Annotated in this window: 16 protein-coding genes; 11 read left to right on the top strand and 5 right to left on the bottom strand. The window is 55.6% G+C overall.

Going from position 1 to position 15,880, the window contains the following annotated elements:
* Positions 1 to 417, top strand: a 417-nt coding sequence (locus ACNFIA_RS29980) for a hypothetical protein (RefSeq protein ID WP_416790797.1), incomplete at its 5' end; no start/stop codon positions are given.
* 128 nt (positions 418 to 545) lie between these two features.
* Here the strand turns inward: ACNFIA_RS29980 and ACNFIA_RS29985 are convergent.
* Entirely contained in the window at positions 546 to 2,762 is a 2,217-nt protein-coding gene (locus ACNFIA_RS29985) for an NERD domain-containing protein (protein WP_416790712.1), read from the bottom strand.
* Between the two features lie 141 nt (positions 2,763 to 2,903).
* On the opposite strand from ACNFIA_RS29985, the gene ACNFIA_RS29990 reads away from it, so the two are divergent.
* Both ACNFIA_RS29990 and ACNFIA_RS29995 read left to right on the top strand, forming a co-directional pair.
* Positions 2,904 to 3,173, top strand: coding sequence for a hypothetical protein (locus ACNFIA_RS29990; RefSeq protein ID WP_240967342.1), 270 nt, complete (start codon positions 2,904 to 2,906; stop codon positions 3,171 to 3,173).
* A 94-nt stretch (positions 3,174 to 3,267) separates the two neighbouring features.
* The gene (locus ACNFIA_RS29995) at positions 3,268 to 4,236 is read left to right on the top strand and encodes a DUF932 domain-containing protein (RefSeq protein WP_170859673.1); all 969 of its coding nucleotides are present in this window, start codon (positions 3,268 to 3,270) and stop codon (positions 4,234 to 4,236) included.
* Positions 4,237 to 4,280: 44 nt separating this feature from the next.
* On the opposite strand, the gene ACNFIA_RS30000 is transcribed toward ACNFIA_RS29995, so the two are convergent.
* Complete coding sequence (locus ACNFIA_RS30000; RefSeq protein WP_416790714.1) at positions 4,281 to 4,640, bottom strand: helix-turn-helix domain-containing protein; 360 nt, start codon at positions 4,638 to 4,640, stop codon at positions 4,281 to 4,283.
* Between the two features lie 278 nt (positions 4,641 to 4,918).
* Between ACNFIA_RS30000 and ACNFIA_RS30005 the strand changes: the two genes are divergently transcribed.
* From ACNFIA_RS30005 to ACNFIA_RS30030, 6 genes are all read left to right on the top strand, one after another.
* Positions 4,919 to 5,581: a hypothetical protein gene (locus ACNFIA_RS30005; protein WP_416790715.1), complete on the top strand. Its 663-nt coding sequence runs from the start codon at positions 4,919 to 4,921 to the stop codon at positions 5,579 to 5,581.
* Positions 5,582 to 5,650: 69 nt separating this feature from the next.
* Positions 5,651 to 6,244 carry a DUF4339 domain-containing protein gene (locus ACNFIA_RS30010; RefSeq protein ID WP_416790717.1) on the top strand — a complete coding sequence of 198 codons (594 nt, stop codon included), beginning with the start codon at positions 5,651 to 5,653 and terminating at the stop codon, positions 6,242 to 6,244.
* An 80-nt stretch (positions 6,245 to 6,324) separates the two neighbouring features.
* Positions 6,325 to 7,329, top strand: a complete 1,005-nt coding sequence (locus tag ACNFIA_RS30015) for a YqaJ viral recombinase family protein (RefSeq protein ID WP_416790718.1) — start codon at positions 6,325 to 6,327, stop codon at positions 7,327 to 7,329.
* A 78-nt stretch (positions 7,330 to 7,407) separates the two neighbouring features.
* Positions 7,408 to 8,316, top strand: coding sequence for a hydrolase or metal-binding protein (locus ACNFIA_RS30020; protein WP_416790792.1), 909 nt, complete (start codon positions 7,408 to 7,410; stop codon positions 8,314 to 8,316).
* Positions 8,317 to 8,385: 69 nt separating this feature from the next.
* Positions 8,386 to 8,565 carry a carbon storage regulator CsrA gene (gene csrA / locus ACNFIA_RS30025; protein ID WP_170859679.1) on the top strand — a complete coding sequence of 60 codons (180 nt, stop codon included), beginning with the start codon at positions 8,386 to 8,388 and terminating at the stop codon, positions 8,563 to 8,565.
* 25 nt (positions 8,566 to 8,590) lie between these two features.
* Positions 8,591 to 8,770 (top strand): hypothetical protein, encoded by a 180-nt coding sequence (locus ACNFIA_RS30030; protein ID WP_416790720.1) that lies wholly within the window; start codon positions 8,591 to 8,593, stop codon positions 8,768 to 8,770.
* A gap of 460 nt (positions 8,771 to 9,230) precedes the next feature.
* Here ACNFIA_RS30030 and ACNFIA_RS30035 read toward each other — a convergent pair whose 3' ends face one another.
* The 3 genes from ACNFIA_RS30035 to ACNFIA_RS30045 form a co-directional block, all read right to left on the bottom strand.
* Positions 9,231 to 11,612 carry an AAA family ATPase gene (locus ACNFIA_RS30035; RefSeq protein ID WP_416790721.1) on the bottom strand — a complete coding sequence of 794 codons (2,382 nt, stop codon included), beginning with the start codon at positions 11,610 to 11,612 and terminating at the stop codon, positions 9,231 to 9,233.
* Positions 11,613 to 11,913: 301 nt separating this feature from the next.
* On the bottom strand, positions 11,914 to 12,285 hold the full coding sequence (locus ACNFIA_RS30040) for a histone-like nucleoid-structuring protein, MvaT/MvaU family (RefSeq protein WP_170859682.1): 372 nt from the start codon (positions 12,283 to 12,285) through the stop codon (positions 11,914 to 11,916).
* A gap of 652 nt (positions 12,286 to 12,937) precedes the next feature.
* A complete protein-coding gene (locus tag ACNFIA_RS30045; RefSeq protein ID WP_416790723.1) occupies positions 12,938 to 13,705 on the bottom strand; it encodes a DUF6602 domain-containing protein in 768 nt (255 codons plus the stop codon).
* 289 nt (positions 13,706 to 13,994) lie between these two features.
* On the opposite strand from ACNFIA_RS30045, the gene ACNFIA_RS30050 reads away from it, so the two are divergent.
* Together ACNFIA_RS30050 and ACNFIA_RS30055 are read left to right on the top strand one after the other, a co-directional pair.
* Entirely contained in the window at positions 13,995 to 14,594 is a 600-nt protein-coding gene (locus ACNFIA_RS30050; RefSeq protein WP_416790724.1) for a TetR/AcrR family transcriptional regulator, read from the top strand.
* 68 nt (positions 14,595 to 14,662) lie between these two features.
* Positions 14,663 to 15,820 carry an iron-containing alcohol dehydrogenase gene (locus ACNFIA_RS30055; protein WP_416790727.1) on the top strand — a complete coding sequence of 386 codons (1,158 nt, stop codon included), beginning with the start codon at positions 14,663 to 14,665 and terminating at the stop codon, positions 15,818 to 15,820.
* Positions 15,821 to 15,880: the final 60 nt, after the last annotated feature.

The raw sequence follows: 15,880 nt of genomic DNA on the forward strand, positions 1-15,880 counted from the left end.
TTTATAACCCCAAACGCCGGCACAGCAGCGCTATGCAGCTATCGCCAGTGGAGTTTGAGAAACGCTATTTCCAGAGCTTGGAAAGTGTCTAGGAAAGCCGGGGCGATTCAATTCAAGACACAAGTCACTCTCACCCAAATAAAACAACGTGGCCCATATAGGCTTCGTGGCCGAGCCAACGCTGAACGGCTGGCGGCAGCTATAGAGCTACTAAAGGACCTTGGCCACATAGTTAAAGATGGGGGACACTACAACTTCAAAGAGTCAATTCTAACTGAAGAAGAACCTAGAACAAAAAACGGCGAATTCATAACCATCTCAGCGCTGCCACTGTACAGAGATCAAGAATACCTACTTGAAGATCGAGTTAGCGGACGACTCAGATCTGGCCGCTACTACATAAAAAATCTGAAGTAGATTCCTTACAGGCAATGGGCCTCATTTGGGGCCCATCGTTGTCCCGCGACGAAGCGAAAAAGCCCAGCAATAGCATCGAAAAAATCGTCCTTCTCGGGTGCTAAGCGCTCTTGAGCGGATAGCCCTCGCTAACAGCGATCCCACCAAGGTTCTCCTGATTCGACAAGCTCGACGAAGCGGCCTGCCGAAAAACCGTCAGGGAACAGCACCTCTGTGTCTTCAGTGACTGCACGCTCTGCTGAATGCAGCAGGTGCTTCTCGTCCCTGAGGATGACCTCAAGCCCCTCACGAGACACAATCCTGAATCCATCAACTGCCTGCCCGTCTAGTTCAATGGACGTGTCGACTATCCAGGCATGCATGCACTCTTGTGGCTCCCGACCGCAATAGCCCAGCCTTGATCGGAGGTCTTGGTCTCTCACTAGAGCATCGACAACTGCAGCGCGTTTACGTCGTAGCTGCCAAGCGGCCTTACGTAAAGTGTTCGTCCGATGGAGCCAGACCTCATGAGTGGTTGAGCGGATATACCCGGACTTGACCTCCAAGATCAGCAGGACGCCATCTCGGTAGCAGATTAGGTCTACCTCACCGGCATCATCGTCTTCTGTTGCCAGCGGTAGATAGCCAACCTCTACGGCGAAGCCACGACACCTCAAGCCCTCGGCCAACTGAACTTCTACCTGCTTAGTCTCTACCTGCATGCCGGCTCTGCGAGCACCCACTCTCCTCAAATTGTTGAGGGTCGCGGTCAGGTTGTTTTGATGCGCGACAATCCAGGGAAACTGAAAGCTATAGCGCCCAATTTTGTAGAAGGGCCGCTCATAGAGCCTGGGCACAGGCATTCGAGGCTGCGCCTTCAATTGCTGTGACAAGGACTTAAGGTCGCTGGTCCAGAACTTCAGAATCGATCTGGCCGACTCGATGCTGCCCTTGGGATGCTCCTCACAGACAGTCCATCCCTTGATCCTCTGGGTCTTCTCCTCATCCTCCGACCAGGTCATTGGAAATCGATTCTCTCCCACCGCCATACCCGCTAGGGCCAATCGACCGAGTGCATGGGCGACAACGCCCGATTCACGGAAGTGATCCTGGAATGGATGGATGAATGCCTGCTGGAAGAAAACGGAGGTTAGCTCGCTTGCCAAGAGCACGTGCTGAAGCTGGACACGTGAGCCATCACCCAGCGATAGCTGCTCTCCCACACCGTAAATCTGCTGCAGCTGTAACTTGCTGCGACGTGCCTTGATATAGGCAAGTTGGTTCAGCTCGTGATTCTCAGCGGAGCCGATCACCTCCCCTGCCATACCGGAGTCGATGAGCTCCTGCACAGCGCGCTTCATCCAGTAGTGCCACAGCAGGTCATGCTTACGCTCAGTTCGCCGCCACCGCTCAACTCCCTCTTCCGTGGCGTTGTAGAGAACAGGTTCGCCAGGCGCTAACTGGTACCGGCACTCAGGGTCGAAGCAAAACCAATTGATCGAGCCATCGTAGTCGACTCGCTCGTGTGTGGCGGCGACCAGTACAGCCAGCGATTCAAGATTCGCACGACACTCCGCCGAGGCTGCTGGCTGCGGACCGGTAAAGAGAATTGGCGCGAGATGCTGTTTCAGGGAATCCCCCAACCGCAACTCGCTCAGGCGGAAATCCTCCTCTTTGCAGGTTTGGAGCTTCCGCAGAATGATGCGGTTGTAGACCTCCCATTGCTCGCCGGAAGGGTCGTCCTCGGCGTCCCCCGTGAACGACTGATAGGCAAGCACGCTGAGGTAAGAAAGCAGCTCAAGTAGAGACAAATGCTCAAGCTGACTCTCGGCGTGGAGGATCAGTGCATCGAATGGCTCAAGCTGCTCGAGCAAGCGGTCGCAGACTCCGAAGAAGGTTCGCCACTCCTCATCATCCAGTGCTGATCGCAGTCCAATCCAAAGCGGCGAATCGGCACGTTCAAAAAGCTTCGAATAGCGAATCGCCCACCTGAGCGTCTCAGGATTTTGGGTAGCCAGATGCACCAGTAGGTCGAGCCTGATTGCATCGTCGAAATGGAGCACTCGGCTTAATGCCAAGCTGGCCAGCTCGGAGCCCTGGACGGCCTGCAGGTCCAACCAGAACGGAGATGAAGCCAAGCCCAAAGCTCGGTCATGAGCCGAAGTGTGCTTACCGGAAGGTCGCTGATCTAGGAAGTGATGTAGGCACTCATCGAGCGCGCGGCTTCTGCTACCGATCGCTAGGGCCTTGTTGTACGTCAGCAAGTAATGCTGCAGGCATCGATCTCCCTTCTCACTCACCCGCAGCACTCCCATATTCCTTCTTGGCTTGACGAAAGCCTGCAGCACAGATCGCCGCAGCATCATCGAAGCAGTATCGGGAAAATCTCACTCAAAAAAAACTCAGTCCTACATCACTGCAATGACACACCACCAGGAGATATTCCGCCCATGTCATTGAATTGCCCTCGCTGCCGATCGCTCAGGATCGCGTCTGCGAATCCCGCGATGAAGTTCGGCATCATCGCTGGCACTCTCTGTGGTGCAGCTCGTGGCGCCTCGGCTGCGTTAGCAGCAAGTCGGGCCAGCTTAGCTAGCCCTAACCTAAGCCCGCTTAGCCTCTCTCTCGGATCAATTTCTGGGGCGATCCTCGGAGGCCTGGCAGGCGCCATCAGTGGCTGCACACTCGGGGCCCAAGTTGGAAAGCAACTCGACCGCTCTGCTCTAGCCAACAACATCTGCCTAGCCTGCGGCACCCGCTTCAACCTGCCGATCTGATCGGACTCCACCTTTCCTATCCCTCGTAACCACCCGCCGGTGCTGCGTCTGACGCAGCGCTTTATGCCGGCTATTGCCCAAAAGGAAAATCATCATGGCTCATCTTGTAGAAAGCATGGCTTATGTCGGCGCAGCTCCTTGGCATGGTCTGGGTAGCCAACTCTCCAAACGGCAACCGCTGGAAGTCTGGCAGCGTGAGGCCGGCATGGATTGGCAAATCCAGGAAAGCCCCGTTCACTTCAAATCAGACGCCGCTGGCCACCTCGGCAGCATTCACTCCTTCCCCGAACAGAAGGTACTCTACCGCTCCGATACGAAAGCTCCACTCTCCGTGGTATCTCAGCGCTACCAAGTGGTGCAACCGCGGGAAGTGCTCGAGTTCTACCGAGACCTCACCCAGGTCTCCGGCTACGAGCTGGAAACCGCCGGGGTGCTCAAAGGCGGCCGCAAGTTTTGGGCACTCGCTCGCACCGGGCAAAACACCTCGCTAAAGGGCAATGACCTGGTCAATGGGTATCTGCTGTTGGCCACCTCCTGCGACGGGACTCTGGCCACAACTGCCACCCCGACAACCGTAAGGGTCGTTTGCAATAACACCCTCACCATCGCTGTCGATGGCGCTACCCGGGCTATCAAAGTCCCGCACAGCACTCGCTTCGACGCCCAAGCTGTGAAGAAGCAACTGGGCATCGCCGTCTCGCAATGGGACGAGTTCATGTACCGCATGCGCATCTTGGCAGACCGTAAGGTACGGCCAAACGAGGCGCTGAAGTACTTCATGGAAGTGATGTGCGACACGCCCTTCAACGGAAATATGCCAGACAAGCTGGTCAACGAGCGCGCCATGCGCAAAGTGCAGAGCTTGTATGAAGGTCGAGGACGTGGCTCGCGACTCGAAGCAGCCAACGGCACCGCTTGGGGGCTGCTAAATGCAGTTACTGAGTACGTCGATCACGAGCGTCGCGCACGCAGCACGGAGTACCGGATGGACTCGGCCTGGTTTGGTCAGGGAGCTGTGATCAAGCAGAAGGCGTTGGATGCCGCGCTGGGGCTGGCAGCCTGAGTACGCGAACGCGGCAGACCATAGCGCTGATTCCTGTACAGGGATCAGCGCTTTTTCTTCGGAGGTTTCAATCGGTCAGCAAAGCGCTCAAGCGTTTCGACCAATAATTCCCTGTCCTCAACGGCAAGCGGCTCTAAGAGGTCATGAATGCGATTGGCTTGATCCACTGCACGCGGGCTTGACTCGGTCAACAACTCAACAAGGTCGCACCCAAAAATCGTAGATAGCTCAATCAACCGCTCAATATTCGGTTTAACGAGCCCTCGCTCAATCCGAGATACCGCTTCATTGCCAAGCCCCAACAGCTCGGCCACCTCTTCCTGAGTCATTCCGGCTCGCTTGCGCTGCTTGGCAATCGCTTGACCTGTCAGTAGCGCCAGTCGTTTCACATCGTCACTGAGCATACAACCCTCCATTCAACTCGAATGGTTGGCCATCGCCTGGTTGACATTAAGTACATAGAAATTTGAATATCTACTTTTCAGGTTGATTTTCAACAAACGGAGCCTGGTCATCCTCGATAAGCATCACGAGCGCGACTGCAGCTTCGCAGAACAACAGATCGCGGCTCTTGGCCACGTGACCGAGAGCCGACGATTTCGACGAGAGGAAATGGGAACCTGGCGACAAGGGTTCCCCCATTACCGATCTATCCAGTAGGAAAAATTCAGAGAGGGAATCCATGAAAATCGCAGCACTCGTAGCCATGCTCTTGGCTACCGCAGCAATGGCCACTCAAGCGGCTGACGACGTCATGCCTTGCTCCAAACCGCGGGATCTCAGAAACACGCCAATGGGAACAGTGTTCCTTTCCAGCGATGAGCTGGTCAGCATGTGTCTACCGATCGATGCACCGCGAGAGGTGCGACTCGTTATGCCAAATGGGGAAGTGAGAAATACGTATGGCTACAAGCCAGTCACGTGTGGCCAGGATGGAATCTGCGCCCTCGGGAAGGAGTTCTATGGCAGCGCTCCGAAAGGGAACTACATAGTCGCCTCGGGTTGGTACATGGGAACCGATACGGCTGGGAACCCCGTTTCCTATGCCAACGGCACGGGCCCCGCATTCAATGGCAAGCGCCACTATGCCTTTCCCGCGGGGAACCGTACCCCCAGCGAGAAATTTCATGTGGTGTGCCCTGTAAACGACAGCGAGTACTGCACCATTGAAACTGACTTCGGGCTCCTCACCGTAAAGTTGAACAACCTGGCAGAGGCCGGCATCCCGGTTGTCAATGAAGCGGACGTGGTGGCCAAAGGGGGCAACTGTGACTCCATCCCCATGTGCTACGACAAGAGCGGCAATCAGATCGGTGTGAATGCCGACATGCTTCCTAAGAAATAACCACTTTCCCCCCCAAAGCACTGTGGAAGTCAGCTTCTGCAGCGAACTCGCTCACCCTAAGGAAATGTCATGAGCATCAGTTTCGATAACGCCCAATCCAACGACATCGATCCGGCCGGCAATCAATGGCACTACGAGCAAAACGGAGAACGCAAAGGCGGCTTCGATCAGCAACAGATCATCGACCTGATTAGCAATGGAACACTGACCTATGGCTCGATGGTCTGGAAGAAGGGCATGCCCACTTGGGTCAAGGTCGAGCAAACCGAACTGCGCCAGCACTTGGAGGAGTTCGGCCCGCCACCACTTACCGGCTCCGGTGTGAACAACAAGATCGTTTGGCTGTTGGCCTTCGCTCCGATCATTGGCTACTTGCTGGAATCCTTCGTCGCAGGCCTGTTCGGTGCAAATGAAGCTCAATGGGAGCGCGCCATGTCAGAGAACCGCTATTGGTACGTCACCCTGGCATTGAACATTGGCTTGTCGGTGCTCGACTCCAAGCACCTCAAGCAAGCCGGTCACGATGTCAGTCGCTTCAAGGGCTGGGTATTTGTGGTCCCGGTCTATCTGTATCAGCGATCCAAGCTGCTGAACCAGAACCTCGCCTATTTCATCACCTGGATCGTTTGCTTCTTCATCAGCATCGGTGCTCATCAGGGCTAAGCCCTCACGCACCAGCCTCAAATCCCTTGGACGCCCAGCCGGTGAAGACCTGCTGGGCTTTTTTATGCCCGGAGACCTCTATGGCTCATGCCTATTTCACCCCCAACTCAGAACACAACCGCCCCGCCCTGCGTTTAGTTGGCACCAAGGATCTCTCTCGCGATGACTGGCTTGCTGTTCGTAAGCGGGGCATTGGCAGCTCCGATGCAGCAGCTGCCGTCGGTCTTAACCCCTACAAGTCGCAGCTAGAATTGTGGCTAGAGAAAACCGGTCGCGACTCTGCTTTGCCCAAGTGCGATGTGAACGACGAGGAAAGCCCGACTTACTGGGGCAACATTCTCGAGTCGATCGTCGCTCGACACTACACCCAGCGCACCGGAAACCGCGTGCGTCGTATCAACGCTGTGCTGCAGCATCCCGACACCAAGCTCGAATGGATGTTGGCCAACATCGATCGCGAAGTCATCGGCGCTGAGGATGTGCAAATCCTTGAGTGCAAAACCGCTGGCATTAACGGAGCACGCCTGTGGAAAGAAGGCGTACCGGTCTACGTACAGTTGCAGGTAATGCACCAACTGGCGGTCACTGGAAAGCAGGCTGCCGATGTGGCCGTGCTGCTCGGAGGTCAGCAGCTAGAGATCCACCGCATCGAGCGCGATGACGAGCTCATCCATTGGCTGATCGAATTGGAGAAGGAGTTCTGGGGCTACGTACAGCGCGACACTCCACCACCCGCAGATGGATCGGAATCGGCAGAACGCGCCCTGCGTTGTCTTTACCCCCTCGACCAAGGACGCACACTGGATTTCTCTGGGGACGTCGCTCTATCGGCTGCGTTCGACGAATTGAAATCTGTGCGCGCCAATCTCGACCGGCAAAGCAAGCGCGAGACGGAGCTAAAGCAGCAACTGCAACAGGCTATGGGAGATGCCAGTCGAGCTGTGTTCGCCAATGGAATGGTCTCCTGGCGCAAATCCAAAGACAGCGTAACGCTCGACGTCACCCAGCTCATTAAAGAGAAGCCTTATCTGCTCGCCCGTTACCCCACCACAAAAACCGGCAGCCGCCGCTTCCTGATCCTCTGAATGCGTTTCCCCATTGGCCATCCCGGCGCAATTGCACGCCTGGGTGGTCTTTTTTATTCATCCACTGGAGAACCACCAATGCTCAAAGGCTTGGCTATCACCCCGCCAGTGCTCGGGCGGATTTCCATCGGCAAGGTCGTCGAGAAGAACGGCAAGCGCCTGCCGGAGAAGGACGACCAATTCACCATCACCACGCAGGTTCAGTTGCGAGATCACTGGCTGGTACACCCTCTCGACGAAGATCTACGCAAAGCCCAAGGCGGCAAGATTCGCAGGATTCCGATTCGGCTGCTGTTCAATGCTCCGGATCTAAACTTTCGCGCTGAGTACTGCTTGTTCGACCGCCAGACTGGCCGGCCGATCTGTGTCGGAAATGGCGAAACTTGCAAGCGCCGTGGCAATGACGGAATCGAGTCACTTCCCTGCCCTTCGCCTGACGGTTGCCCTCTAGCAAAGGGAGGCGCCTGCAAGCCCTACGGACGACTCAACGTTGCCATCGATGATGAGGATGCGCTGGGCAGCTTCGTGTTTCGCACAACGGGCTTCAACAGCATTCGTACCTTGGCTGCCCGACTGCAATATCTCCAGGCGATTTCCGGCGATCGTTTGGCTTGCCTTCCATTGGAGTTACGTCTGCGTGGGAAATCGACACGGCAGAGCCATGGACTGCCAATCTTCTACGTCGATATAACCGTGCGTAACGGTATGTCGGTGGAAGAAGCGTTACAACATGCTCGAGAAGTCGATGAGGCACGGCAGGCAGCAGGCTTTAATCAGAACGCCCTGGACGCCGCGGCGTATTCGGGCCTTGCCAATGGGGCTTTCGAGGACAGCGAAGAGGAAGGCGAAGCCATCGTAGAAGAACTCTTTCCTAAGCAGCCAAGCACCACCCCATCACCGATTACAACAGACGCTCCTGCCAATCCCACCAATCGCCCAACGCTCTCGGCGTTGCTGCGCGATCGCGCCGCAGCGCGCAATCAGTAACTCACAGAGTAACGAACACAGCTACCGAGCTCCGCTTGGGGCTGACCTACACCCTCAGGAGTACGAACCATGCTCAGCCTTACCCGCAGCGTCGGAAAAACTATCCGCATTGGCAATGACATCGAGATCGTCATTCTTCGTGTCAAAGGGAACCAGGTGCGCGTCGGAATATCCGCACCGCCTCACGTCACAGTGCACCGCGATGAGGTCTATCAGCGCATCCAGGCGAACCAGCAGCAATCCTCCTAAGCCGCTTCCACACTGGAGGTTCACTATGGATCTACTGCGTTTTCTGGCCCTGCTGTTTGTGTTGGTCAGCATCTTCGCCGGGACGGCAGCCGTCGTGGCCGTGCTAATTCTGGCCGTGCGCTTTTGGCCACTGATGCTGATCATCGTACTGACCCTCGCTGTATTTCAGCTGGCGTCTCGGCGGGCGCATTCCACCCAGCGTTAAATTGTCATATGCAGGAGCCCAGTCGGGCTCCTGCTGCGCCTATTTTTTTGTTGATCGACAGTCAGCCATCTCCGAAGAACGCCCCAACCATCGGCTGCTTGTTGGCACTTCGTTTCCCACACTGATCACCACAGGAGATTGTCACCGCGTCCAGCAACGGTGATCACAGCGCTATCGATCGACGTCGGCAATCGTGCGAGAAGGAGGACGCTCAACTTGCGGAGTATGGTGACCACGCTGCAACGCACTGGCGTGCCCTCAGAGCAGTATGCCCTGGGCCCAGAGGTGCTTGGGTTCTGCGGCCATGCCGGCTCCCACACCGGTCTAGCTAAGCGCGAGCTTTATCGCCCCGGTCAAGGAAATCTGGCAGCTACTGTTGAGCAATGCAGTCCTGTCGAAGACTGAGACCTTGCTCTGATCCGGCAGGCCAGCTCACGAAGCCTCAGCTCTTCGCAGTCTATTAAGGATCCATTAGTCGGTATCGGCCGGTGCCGATCTTCACCAAGATTTTCTGCGCGCAGAGGCTACTGATCGTACGGCCCGCAAGGCTCTCGATGGAGTAATCCAAGTCACCGGGCACCAACACATCTCGCAGCCACTGCACCACTTGGGATTTGGTGGCCACTGTAGCCGCGTGACGCATCTGAAACTCGACGATCGTGGTGGCGAGGAATAGAACAGGTACTTCGGTCACCCCCGACACAGAGTCGATAGAGCGCGGAAATCGGAAATCTCCGACCAGCCCCGCCGCACGAATTAACGATTGCCCCCGCCCCCGCGCCCTTGGTTGTGTGATACTCATTTCGGCTGCCTGCTGGACGATCTCAGAGACTACGCTCTCGTCCAATGGTAAAGCCTGGCATGTCAGGCAATCGTGAAACACGCTATGCGGTGTGATGGTGTTGCATTCGGCGCAGAAGCGGAGAACACAGTCGGTCAGCTCATTACGTACGGGGTCAATCCCAGAAATAGGGAGATTTGTCGATAGCGAAAGCCACCACCCCCAAAACTGAACTCCGCGGTTGCTCCACCTGGCGCTGCCTTCATAGACCCATCGCCTCCATCGCCTTGCGTAGAAGAACCCTTCGCCGAAGATCTCATGTCTTGCGGCCACGCCTGCGTACTTCTCCACTCTGTTGGCGATGAATCGCGGAGCCGGATCACGGGCATCGTGATCAAGCACAGATGCACGATCGATCTTCTCCAACCTCTTGCGCAGGAAATCCGACTTCACACCAATCAGCCCCACGAGCAGGTCAACGGGCACGATGATGTAGGCACGCGTGGTAGCCCGCCCGAGAGCGCAAGCCAATGTGGTGTCGTCCATGTCGAAGCCCGCCACCACGATGACGATTGGCTTCTCCATGCCGCGATACGCCGAAATCGTGGAGCGCGAAACTTCGATCCCCTCAGTCGACAGAGTGAACTGACTGAGCACGATCATGTCCTGCATCAATACACCAGCCTTGGAAAGCTCCGCCACCATCGTCTGGATGCTTTTGGAGACATCCTTGCTGATGCTTCTAGACAAGTCCTCCTCGGAGGTCGGGCGAGGGCAGATCACCTCATGTCGTGGCGGTCGCATCTCCATCATTGTTCGAGTGATGCCTCCGGGGTTCCGGTAGACAGTCGCAAGATAAAAGAATCGCTCGCCGTAAGCGTCCTCCAAGAATCGATAGGAACTGCCCTTCTCGATCCCAGGCAGCACCTGAAGCTCATCGGCAAAGACGAACTTGCGTGCGTTGGCGAAATGAGCGTGCAACGCCAAGTGATCAGCCTCGTTGAGCGCCTGAGCCTCATCGACTATCAGTACCGCGTACTGCTGGTCTACCGTCCCGTGCAAGGCCAGGTGATGCTCATCATAGTTGGGCTCGCCAAAGCTGTTATCTCTGTTCCGCGCCCCCAGAGAATCACAGTAGGAATGGAAGGTCTGAACCATGACAGTCCGGCCAAGATGGCTCAATTGAGTTGCCACCTTCTGCGTTATCAGGCGGTTCTTTAGAAGGAAGAGCACCTTGAGGCCCTGGGCCACAAACTGCTCGGCAAGGGAGCGTGCAATGAGTGTCTTGCCGCTGCCTGAGAATCCCGCCATCAGCCGCAGATCAGAATTGAGACACTGGGCCACCTGACTCGCTTGCTTGTCGTCTAATCGAAGCCACAACTCGCCGTCCGCAACGATCTTACGACCGAGATGCCCGTCCCGCATTTCTTTTGGCCAGACGGCATCGAGGAACTGATTGATTTCACCACTGAAGTTGGCTTCGTTGCCGTAATTCAATGCAGCCTTCCAGTGTGCCATCAGCTGCGCGATGCGCGAGGGCATGTCCCGCCGATGCTTCTGCAGGATCAAAATGCCGTCGGGAAGCGGCCGGCCGAGCGGCAAATATGCGCTGGCGATCTGCGACCTCTCAAGATCGAAGTCAGGAAAGTGAACCGCATAGCCGACTGGGCACTTCAGCTGCCAAGACTGCAGCATCTCGCTGAGGACAAAGGTGTTGTCCTTGACCTGATTCAGGGGGTCGATTTCGTATCCATCACGCTCGTGAATGAATCGAACACCCGAAGGCTTGTACAGCCCAGACTTCGTCTCGATGCAAAGCATGCCCAGCTCGGGATGCAGAATCACGAAGTCCACCTCGCCGGACAAATGCTTCTTGTCCAAGGAGACCCGCAAGTACTCCTGCAGCTCCTGCGAATACACCCGCTTCGTCCTGCCTCGCAGCCAAGGCAACGAGTGGATGACGACGAACCCATCGTCGAGTGCCGCTAGCTCTTGAAAGAGGGTGAACTCGCCTTTGCTGCGGAACTCCGCATCATCGAAGGTTGGAAAGAACCTAGCCATGGACGAAGGAAACACTGTGTCAGTCTAAAGTAACCAGTACGCTACTGATTTGTGGGCATAGTAACTCAAACGCCCTGAGGCCGAACAAAGACGGGTCGCATCAACAAACTTATCTGCGCGCTCGCGCTGTCGGCTTCGTGGTGATCTCCACGTTGCTGCTAGGTGAATGATGTGCTGAATGCTACAGAGCCGTGACTACAGTGAGCTCCTAACGTTTTGCTTACTCCTCTTCCCAGCGGCATACAACGAACCAATGCTGCGTCGCTCGAATCAAGCGACGCAATACATCAAGCGCTTCACCTCAAGCGCTGAGCCAGGACTCTACGGTCTCGTTACCGTACTCGGCCTTCCAAGCCTTGAGCACCCTGTGATTACCACCCTTAGTCTCAACAACCTCGCCAGTGTGTGGGTTTTTGTAGACCTTGATCACACGCGCACGACGAGTCGACTGTGCGCCACGTGGACCACGACGAATTGCATCACGCACAGGGTCCGGATCGAGGATGGTGATCACGTCACGCAGCGACTTGCCATACTGGCTCATCAGCCCCTTCAGCTTCTCTTCAAATTCGATTTCTTTTTTGAGTGTGCGGTCATTCTTTAGCGACTCGAGATAAGCCAGTTGTTCTGCTAGCGCCCTTTCAGCGGCACGAAATTCAGCAAGCTTGGACATTTGTCATTCCTCTTAAAGAATAGGTTATCCAGAATCACAGCATACAACTAAATTATTTATTGTCTCCATAGAAAATAGCTAGTGAACTTAATTTATACACTTAAGCCCAGGCAAAAAATTCAGCGAGAGATTCCAAGCGACCGCCCACGACACAAAATTCTAATCGATTCAAAGATTTTTCACCCTTATCACCTCGAAGGCACGCCCGCATACTTTGACACGGTGCAGGATGACAAGGAGTGAGGCCGGCCCCCCTCTCAGCACGGTGAGTGTGATGCCGCGCTTGAACACTACTCCGACCCTGCCGCCTGAGATTAGATACGCCCGCTTCCGACCCGAAGCGACCAGTCGCCGATTCGAGATCCCGTCGAATTACTTGACGTCATCCCAGTTGAGCCTACACGCCCTGCCGCCAAGCCAAACCTACGGCGTCGGGCGTCACTGCCTATGACCGCACACCACGGAAATACCTGGTGCTCGGCAGCTTAAAAGCCACTGGTATGCGGCGTAGAACTACGACCGCTTTGTCTAGAACTTCGCTTCCAACCGGGATGTAATAGGGGGCAGCCAAATGCCTTTCAAAATATTGGGGGCACACCTCCCATGGGGTGAATCTCTAACACTGGCGATAGCCCCCAACTCCACACTTCACTCACATTGGGAAAAGGTCGATGGCAGCAATGCTATGCGAGGCCCTGTTTTTGTGAAATTCCGCCCGAGATTCCAGGCGTACTGGAGTGTGGGCCTGGATGTGCCCCTCAACGACCCCATAGACAGAGAGAAAGAACAACTCCAAAGCACTGATCGCAGTACCTTCCTGATCTTGGTAAAAATAAGACAAATACCCAATTCCATCTCTTGGATGGAACACATGGCCCTTTTTTAGATGGTATGAGGAGTCGAGACCAGTGATTTCATCAGGTAAGACCTCAAACGTGTCGTAGTCGAATTCTTTATGGTGCCCTGAATGCGGGTACGAGTGAAACCAAGAGGCTATAGTCTGCAACCGCGGAGCATTGAACATGAACAGATATGTACGAAACTTCCCTCCAACAGCCTCAAAAGATTGGAAGTACTTGATCACATCGCGAAAGCCGCCCTTATTGATCGAGGTTTTGACCTCAATTAGAGCGATCACAGCCTTAGAAGGAATCACTACCATTTCACCTGCCCGGTAGAAAGGGGCGTACCGCTGCGAGTCGTAAATCAATATATCGCACTGTTTTGAAAGTCCCCCCTCCGGATTGGTTATGAAGCCCTGCTCTACGCTAACCCCCCTTGGCAGATGCTCTTGAAGGAACTGGCGCAGCACGGCTTCCGCCAGCCCCCCCGTCGTGGGGTTGTGCTTGGTGATGTAAACCTTTGCCTGCCTAATTTTGCTGTGCAACTGCTGTGTAACGTGATCGAAGTACTGGCTCATGCTGTGGCACATCCTTGTGAGTGCGTGATAGGCGCTGGTATAGAGTGGTTGCCCGAAACATAGCTTGTCACAGCCGCCTCCGAACATCTTTGTGGGACTTTTACCCGGGGTCATCTGGGTACGGGCGTTTCAGGCCACCAGGCTGCAGCCCTCAGCCTGCAGTTCGCACCATTGATCCTTATTCCCGCCACCGCCGCGGGCGAAGAACACCGCTGTCTACAGTTAGCCGTAGGTCAATTGATCAAAACAAAAGTAGACGACTGGTCTAATTGTTGTTAACGTGCGCCCCATGAACACGCAGACCTCCACCGATATCCGCCAACACATCTTGGACACGGCCCAGATCATCATCGCTGGTCGTGGATTCACTGCTGTTGGTCTGAATGAAATCCTTCAAGCGGCGAATGTGCCCAAAGGATCGTTCTATCACTACTTTGCTTCGAAGGAGGCCTTCGGTGAGGCGCTGTTGAAGAGCTATTTCGGCGACTACATGGCGCAATTGGAAACTCTATTGAGCTGCACTAGCTCATCCGCCGCGCAGCAACTGCTGAGCTACTGGGCAAACTGGCTGGAAACCCAGGCAACCTGCGATCCAAAGGGGAAATGCCTGGCGGTCAAGCTGGCAGCCGAAGTCAGTGACTTGTCGGAACCGATGCGCGTGGTGCTCCGGGATGGCACTGAACGCGTTATTAATCGCCTAGCCATTGCCGTAAAGGAAGCCGTCATCGAAGGTTCTCTGCCGGATACTACCGATGCTCGTGGTTTGGCAGCCATGCTGTACCAGCTTTGGCTCGGAGCCAGTCTGCACGCCAAGATCACCCGCGATCGGGTGCCGTTAGAGGCTGCATTCGAAACCACCCTTCTGTTGCTCAGTCCGGCATCCAGTTAGTGAGCCTATCGACGTAAAAAATTTACCCAGATATTAGACGACCGGTCTACTTAAATGGAGTAAGCACAATGCTCAATTTTGAATTTTACAACCCTACACGAATTGTCTTCGGCAACGAGACTATCCCCCGCCTGGATGAACTGGTTCCCTCCGAGGCGCGTGTTCTGCTGCTCTACGGCGGCCAGAGCGCCCGTGTGAACGGCACGCTCGGTGAGGCCCGCGAGGCGCTAGGCTCCCGGGAAGTGCATGAGTTCGGCGGTATAGAGCCAAACCCCAGCTATGAAACGCTTATGCAAGCTGTGGAGCTGGTTCGCAGCCACCGCTTGGATTTTCTCTTGGCTGTCGGTGGGGGCTCGGTCATCGATGGCACCAAGTTCGTTGCCGCGGCTGTTGGCTACGACGGTGATGCCTGGGACATTCTGGAGACACGGGGGGCAAATATACGGCGAGCATTGCCATTTGGCTCTGTGCTGACTCTCCCGGCAACCGGCTCGGAAATGAACCAGAGTGCAGTGGTTACCCGCCGGGAAACCCAGACCAAGCTACCGTTCCGCAGTCGGCATGTATTCCCGCGCTTTTCGATTCTTGATCCGAGCAAAACCTACACGCTCCCTGTTCGCCAGCTGGCAAACGGAGTGGCAGATGCCTTCACCCATGTGATGGAACAGTACCTGACCTACACCGTCGACGCCCGGGTTCAGGACCGATTCGCCGAGGGCTTGCTGCAGACGCTGATCGAAATCGCTCCGCAAGTTCTGGAAGAGTCCATCGATTACGACAGTCGCGCCAATCTCGTGTGGTCCGCCACCTTGGCATTGAACGGATTGATTGGAGCTGGCGTTCCGCAGGACTGGTCCACCCACATGATCGGGCATGAGCTCACTGCACTTCACGGCATCGATCATGCGCGCACTCTTGCCATTGTGCTTCCTGCCAACCTTCAGGTTCGGCGCCAAGCCAAGCGCCACAAATTGCTGCAATACGCCGCGCGTGTCTGGCAGATCACTGAAGGGGATGAAGAACAGCGTATCGATGCCGCTATTGAGCGAACTCGTACGTTCTTCGAGAGCCTTGGGCTACCGACGCATCTGGCGGACTACCAACTGGGCGTCAAAGACATTGATGTTCTGATGAGTCAACTCGAAACCCACCGACTGACCAAGCTCGGTGAATCAGGAGACGTCACGCTCGAAGTGAGTCGGCGCGTCCTGGAAGCAAGCCTTTGACACTGTGACAGGCCATCGATCGGGCCTCCAGGAACAACCCTTTCCCCCGTACCAATAGGT

It is taken from the genome of Pseudomonas sp. NY15437 (genome assembly GCF_048068435.1).
GTDB classification, from domain to species: domain Bacteria; phylum Pseudomonadota; class Gammaproteobacteria; order Pseudomonadales; family Pseudomonadaceae; genus Pseudomonas; species Pseudomonas nitroreducens_B.

Excerpts from the sequence above, each read along its gene's own strand:
- ACNFIA_RS30030 (WP_416790720.1), top strand. The coding sequence starts at position 8,591 with ATGGATCTACTGCGTTTTCTGGCCCTGCTGTTTGTGTTGGTCAGCATC.
- ACNFIA_RS29985 (WP_416790712.1), bottom strand. The coding sequence starts at position 2,762 with ATGATGCTGCGGCGATCTGTGCTGCAGGCTTTCGTCAAGCCAAGAAGG.
- ACNFIA_RS30010 (WP_416790717.1), top strand. The coding sequence starts at position 5,651 with ATGAGCATCAGTTTCGATAACGCCCAATCCAACGACATCGATCCGGCC.
- ACNFIA_RS30020 (WP_416790792.1), top strand. The coding sequence starts at position 7,408 with ATGCTCAAAGGCTTGGCTATCACCCCGCCAGTGCTCGGGCGGATTTCC.
- ACNFIA_RS30055 (WP_416790727.1), top strand. The coding sequence starts at position 14,663 with ATGCTCAATTTTGAATTTTACAACCCTACACGAATTGTCTTCGGCAAC.
- ACNFIA_RS30040 (WP_170859682.1), bottom strand. The coding sequence starts at position 12,285 with ATGTCCAAGCTTGCTGAATTTCGTGCCGCTGAAAGGGCGCTAGCAGAA.
- ACNFIA_RS30015 (WP_416790718.1), top strand. The coding sequence starts at position 6,325 with ATGGCTCATGCCTATTTCACCCCCAACTCAGAACACAACCGCCCCGCC.
- ACNFIA_RS29995 (WP_170859673.1), top strand. The coding sequence starts at position 3,268 with ATGGCTCATCTTGTAGAAAGCATGGCTTATGTCGGCGCAGCTCCTTGG.
- ACNFIA_RS30050 (WP_416790724.1), top strand. The coding sequence starts at position 13,995 with ATGAACACGCAGACCTCCACCGATATCCGCCAACACATCTTGGACACG.
- ACNFIA_RS30000 (WP_416790714.1), bottom strand. The coding sequence starts at position 4,640 with ATGCTCAGTGACGATGTGAAACGACTGGCGCTACTGACAGGTCAAGCG.
- ACNFIA_RS30035 (WP_416790721.1), bottom strand. The coding sequence starts at position 11,612 with ATGGCTAGGTTCTTTCCAACCTTCGATGATGCGGAGTTCCGCAGCAAA.
- ACNFIA_RS29990 (WP_240967342.1), top strand. The coding sequence starts at position 2,904 with ATGAAGTTCGGCATCATCGCTGGCACTCTCTGTGGTGCAGCTCGTGGC.
- csrA (WP_170859679.1), top strand. The coding sequence starts at position 8,386 with ATGCTCAGCCTTACCCGCAGCGTCGGAAAAACTATCCGCATTGGCAAT.
- ACNFIA_RS30045 (WP_416790723.1), bottom strand. The coding sequence starts at position 13,705 with ATGAGCCAGTACTTCGATCACGTTACACAGCAGTTGCACAGCAAAATT.
- ACNFIA_RS30005 (WP_416790715.1), top strand. The coding sequence starts at position 4,919 with ATGAAAATCGCAGCACTCGTAGCCATGCTCTTGGCTACCGCAGCAATG.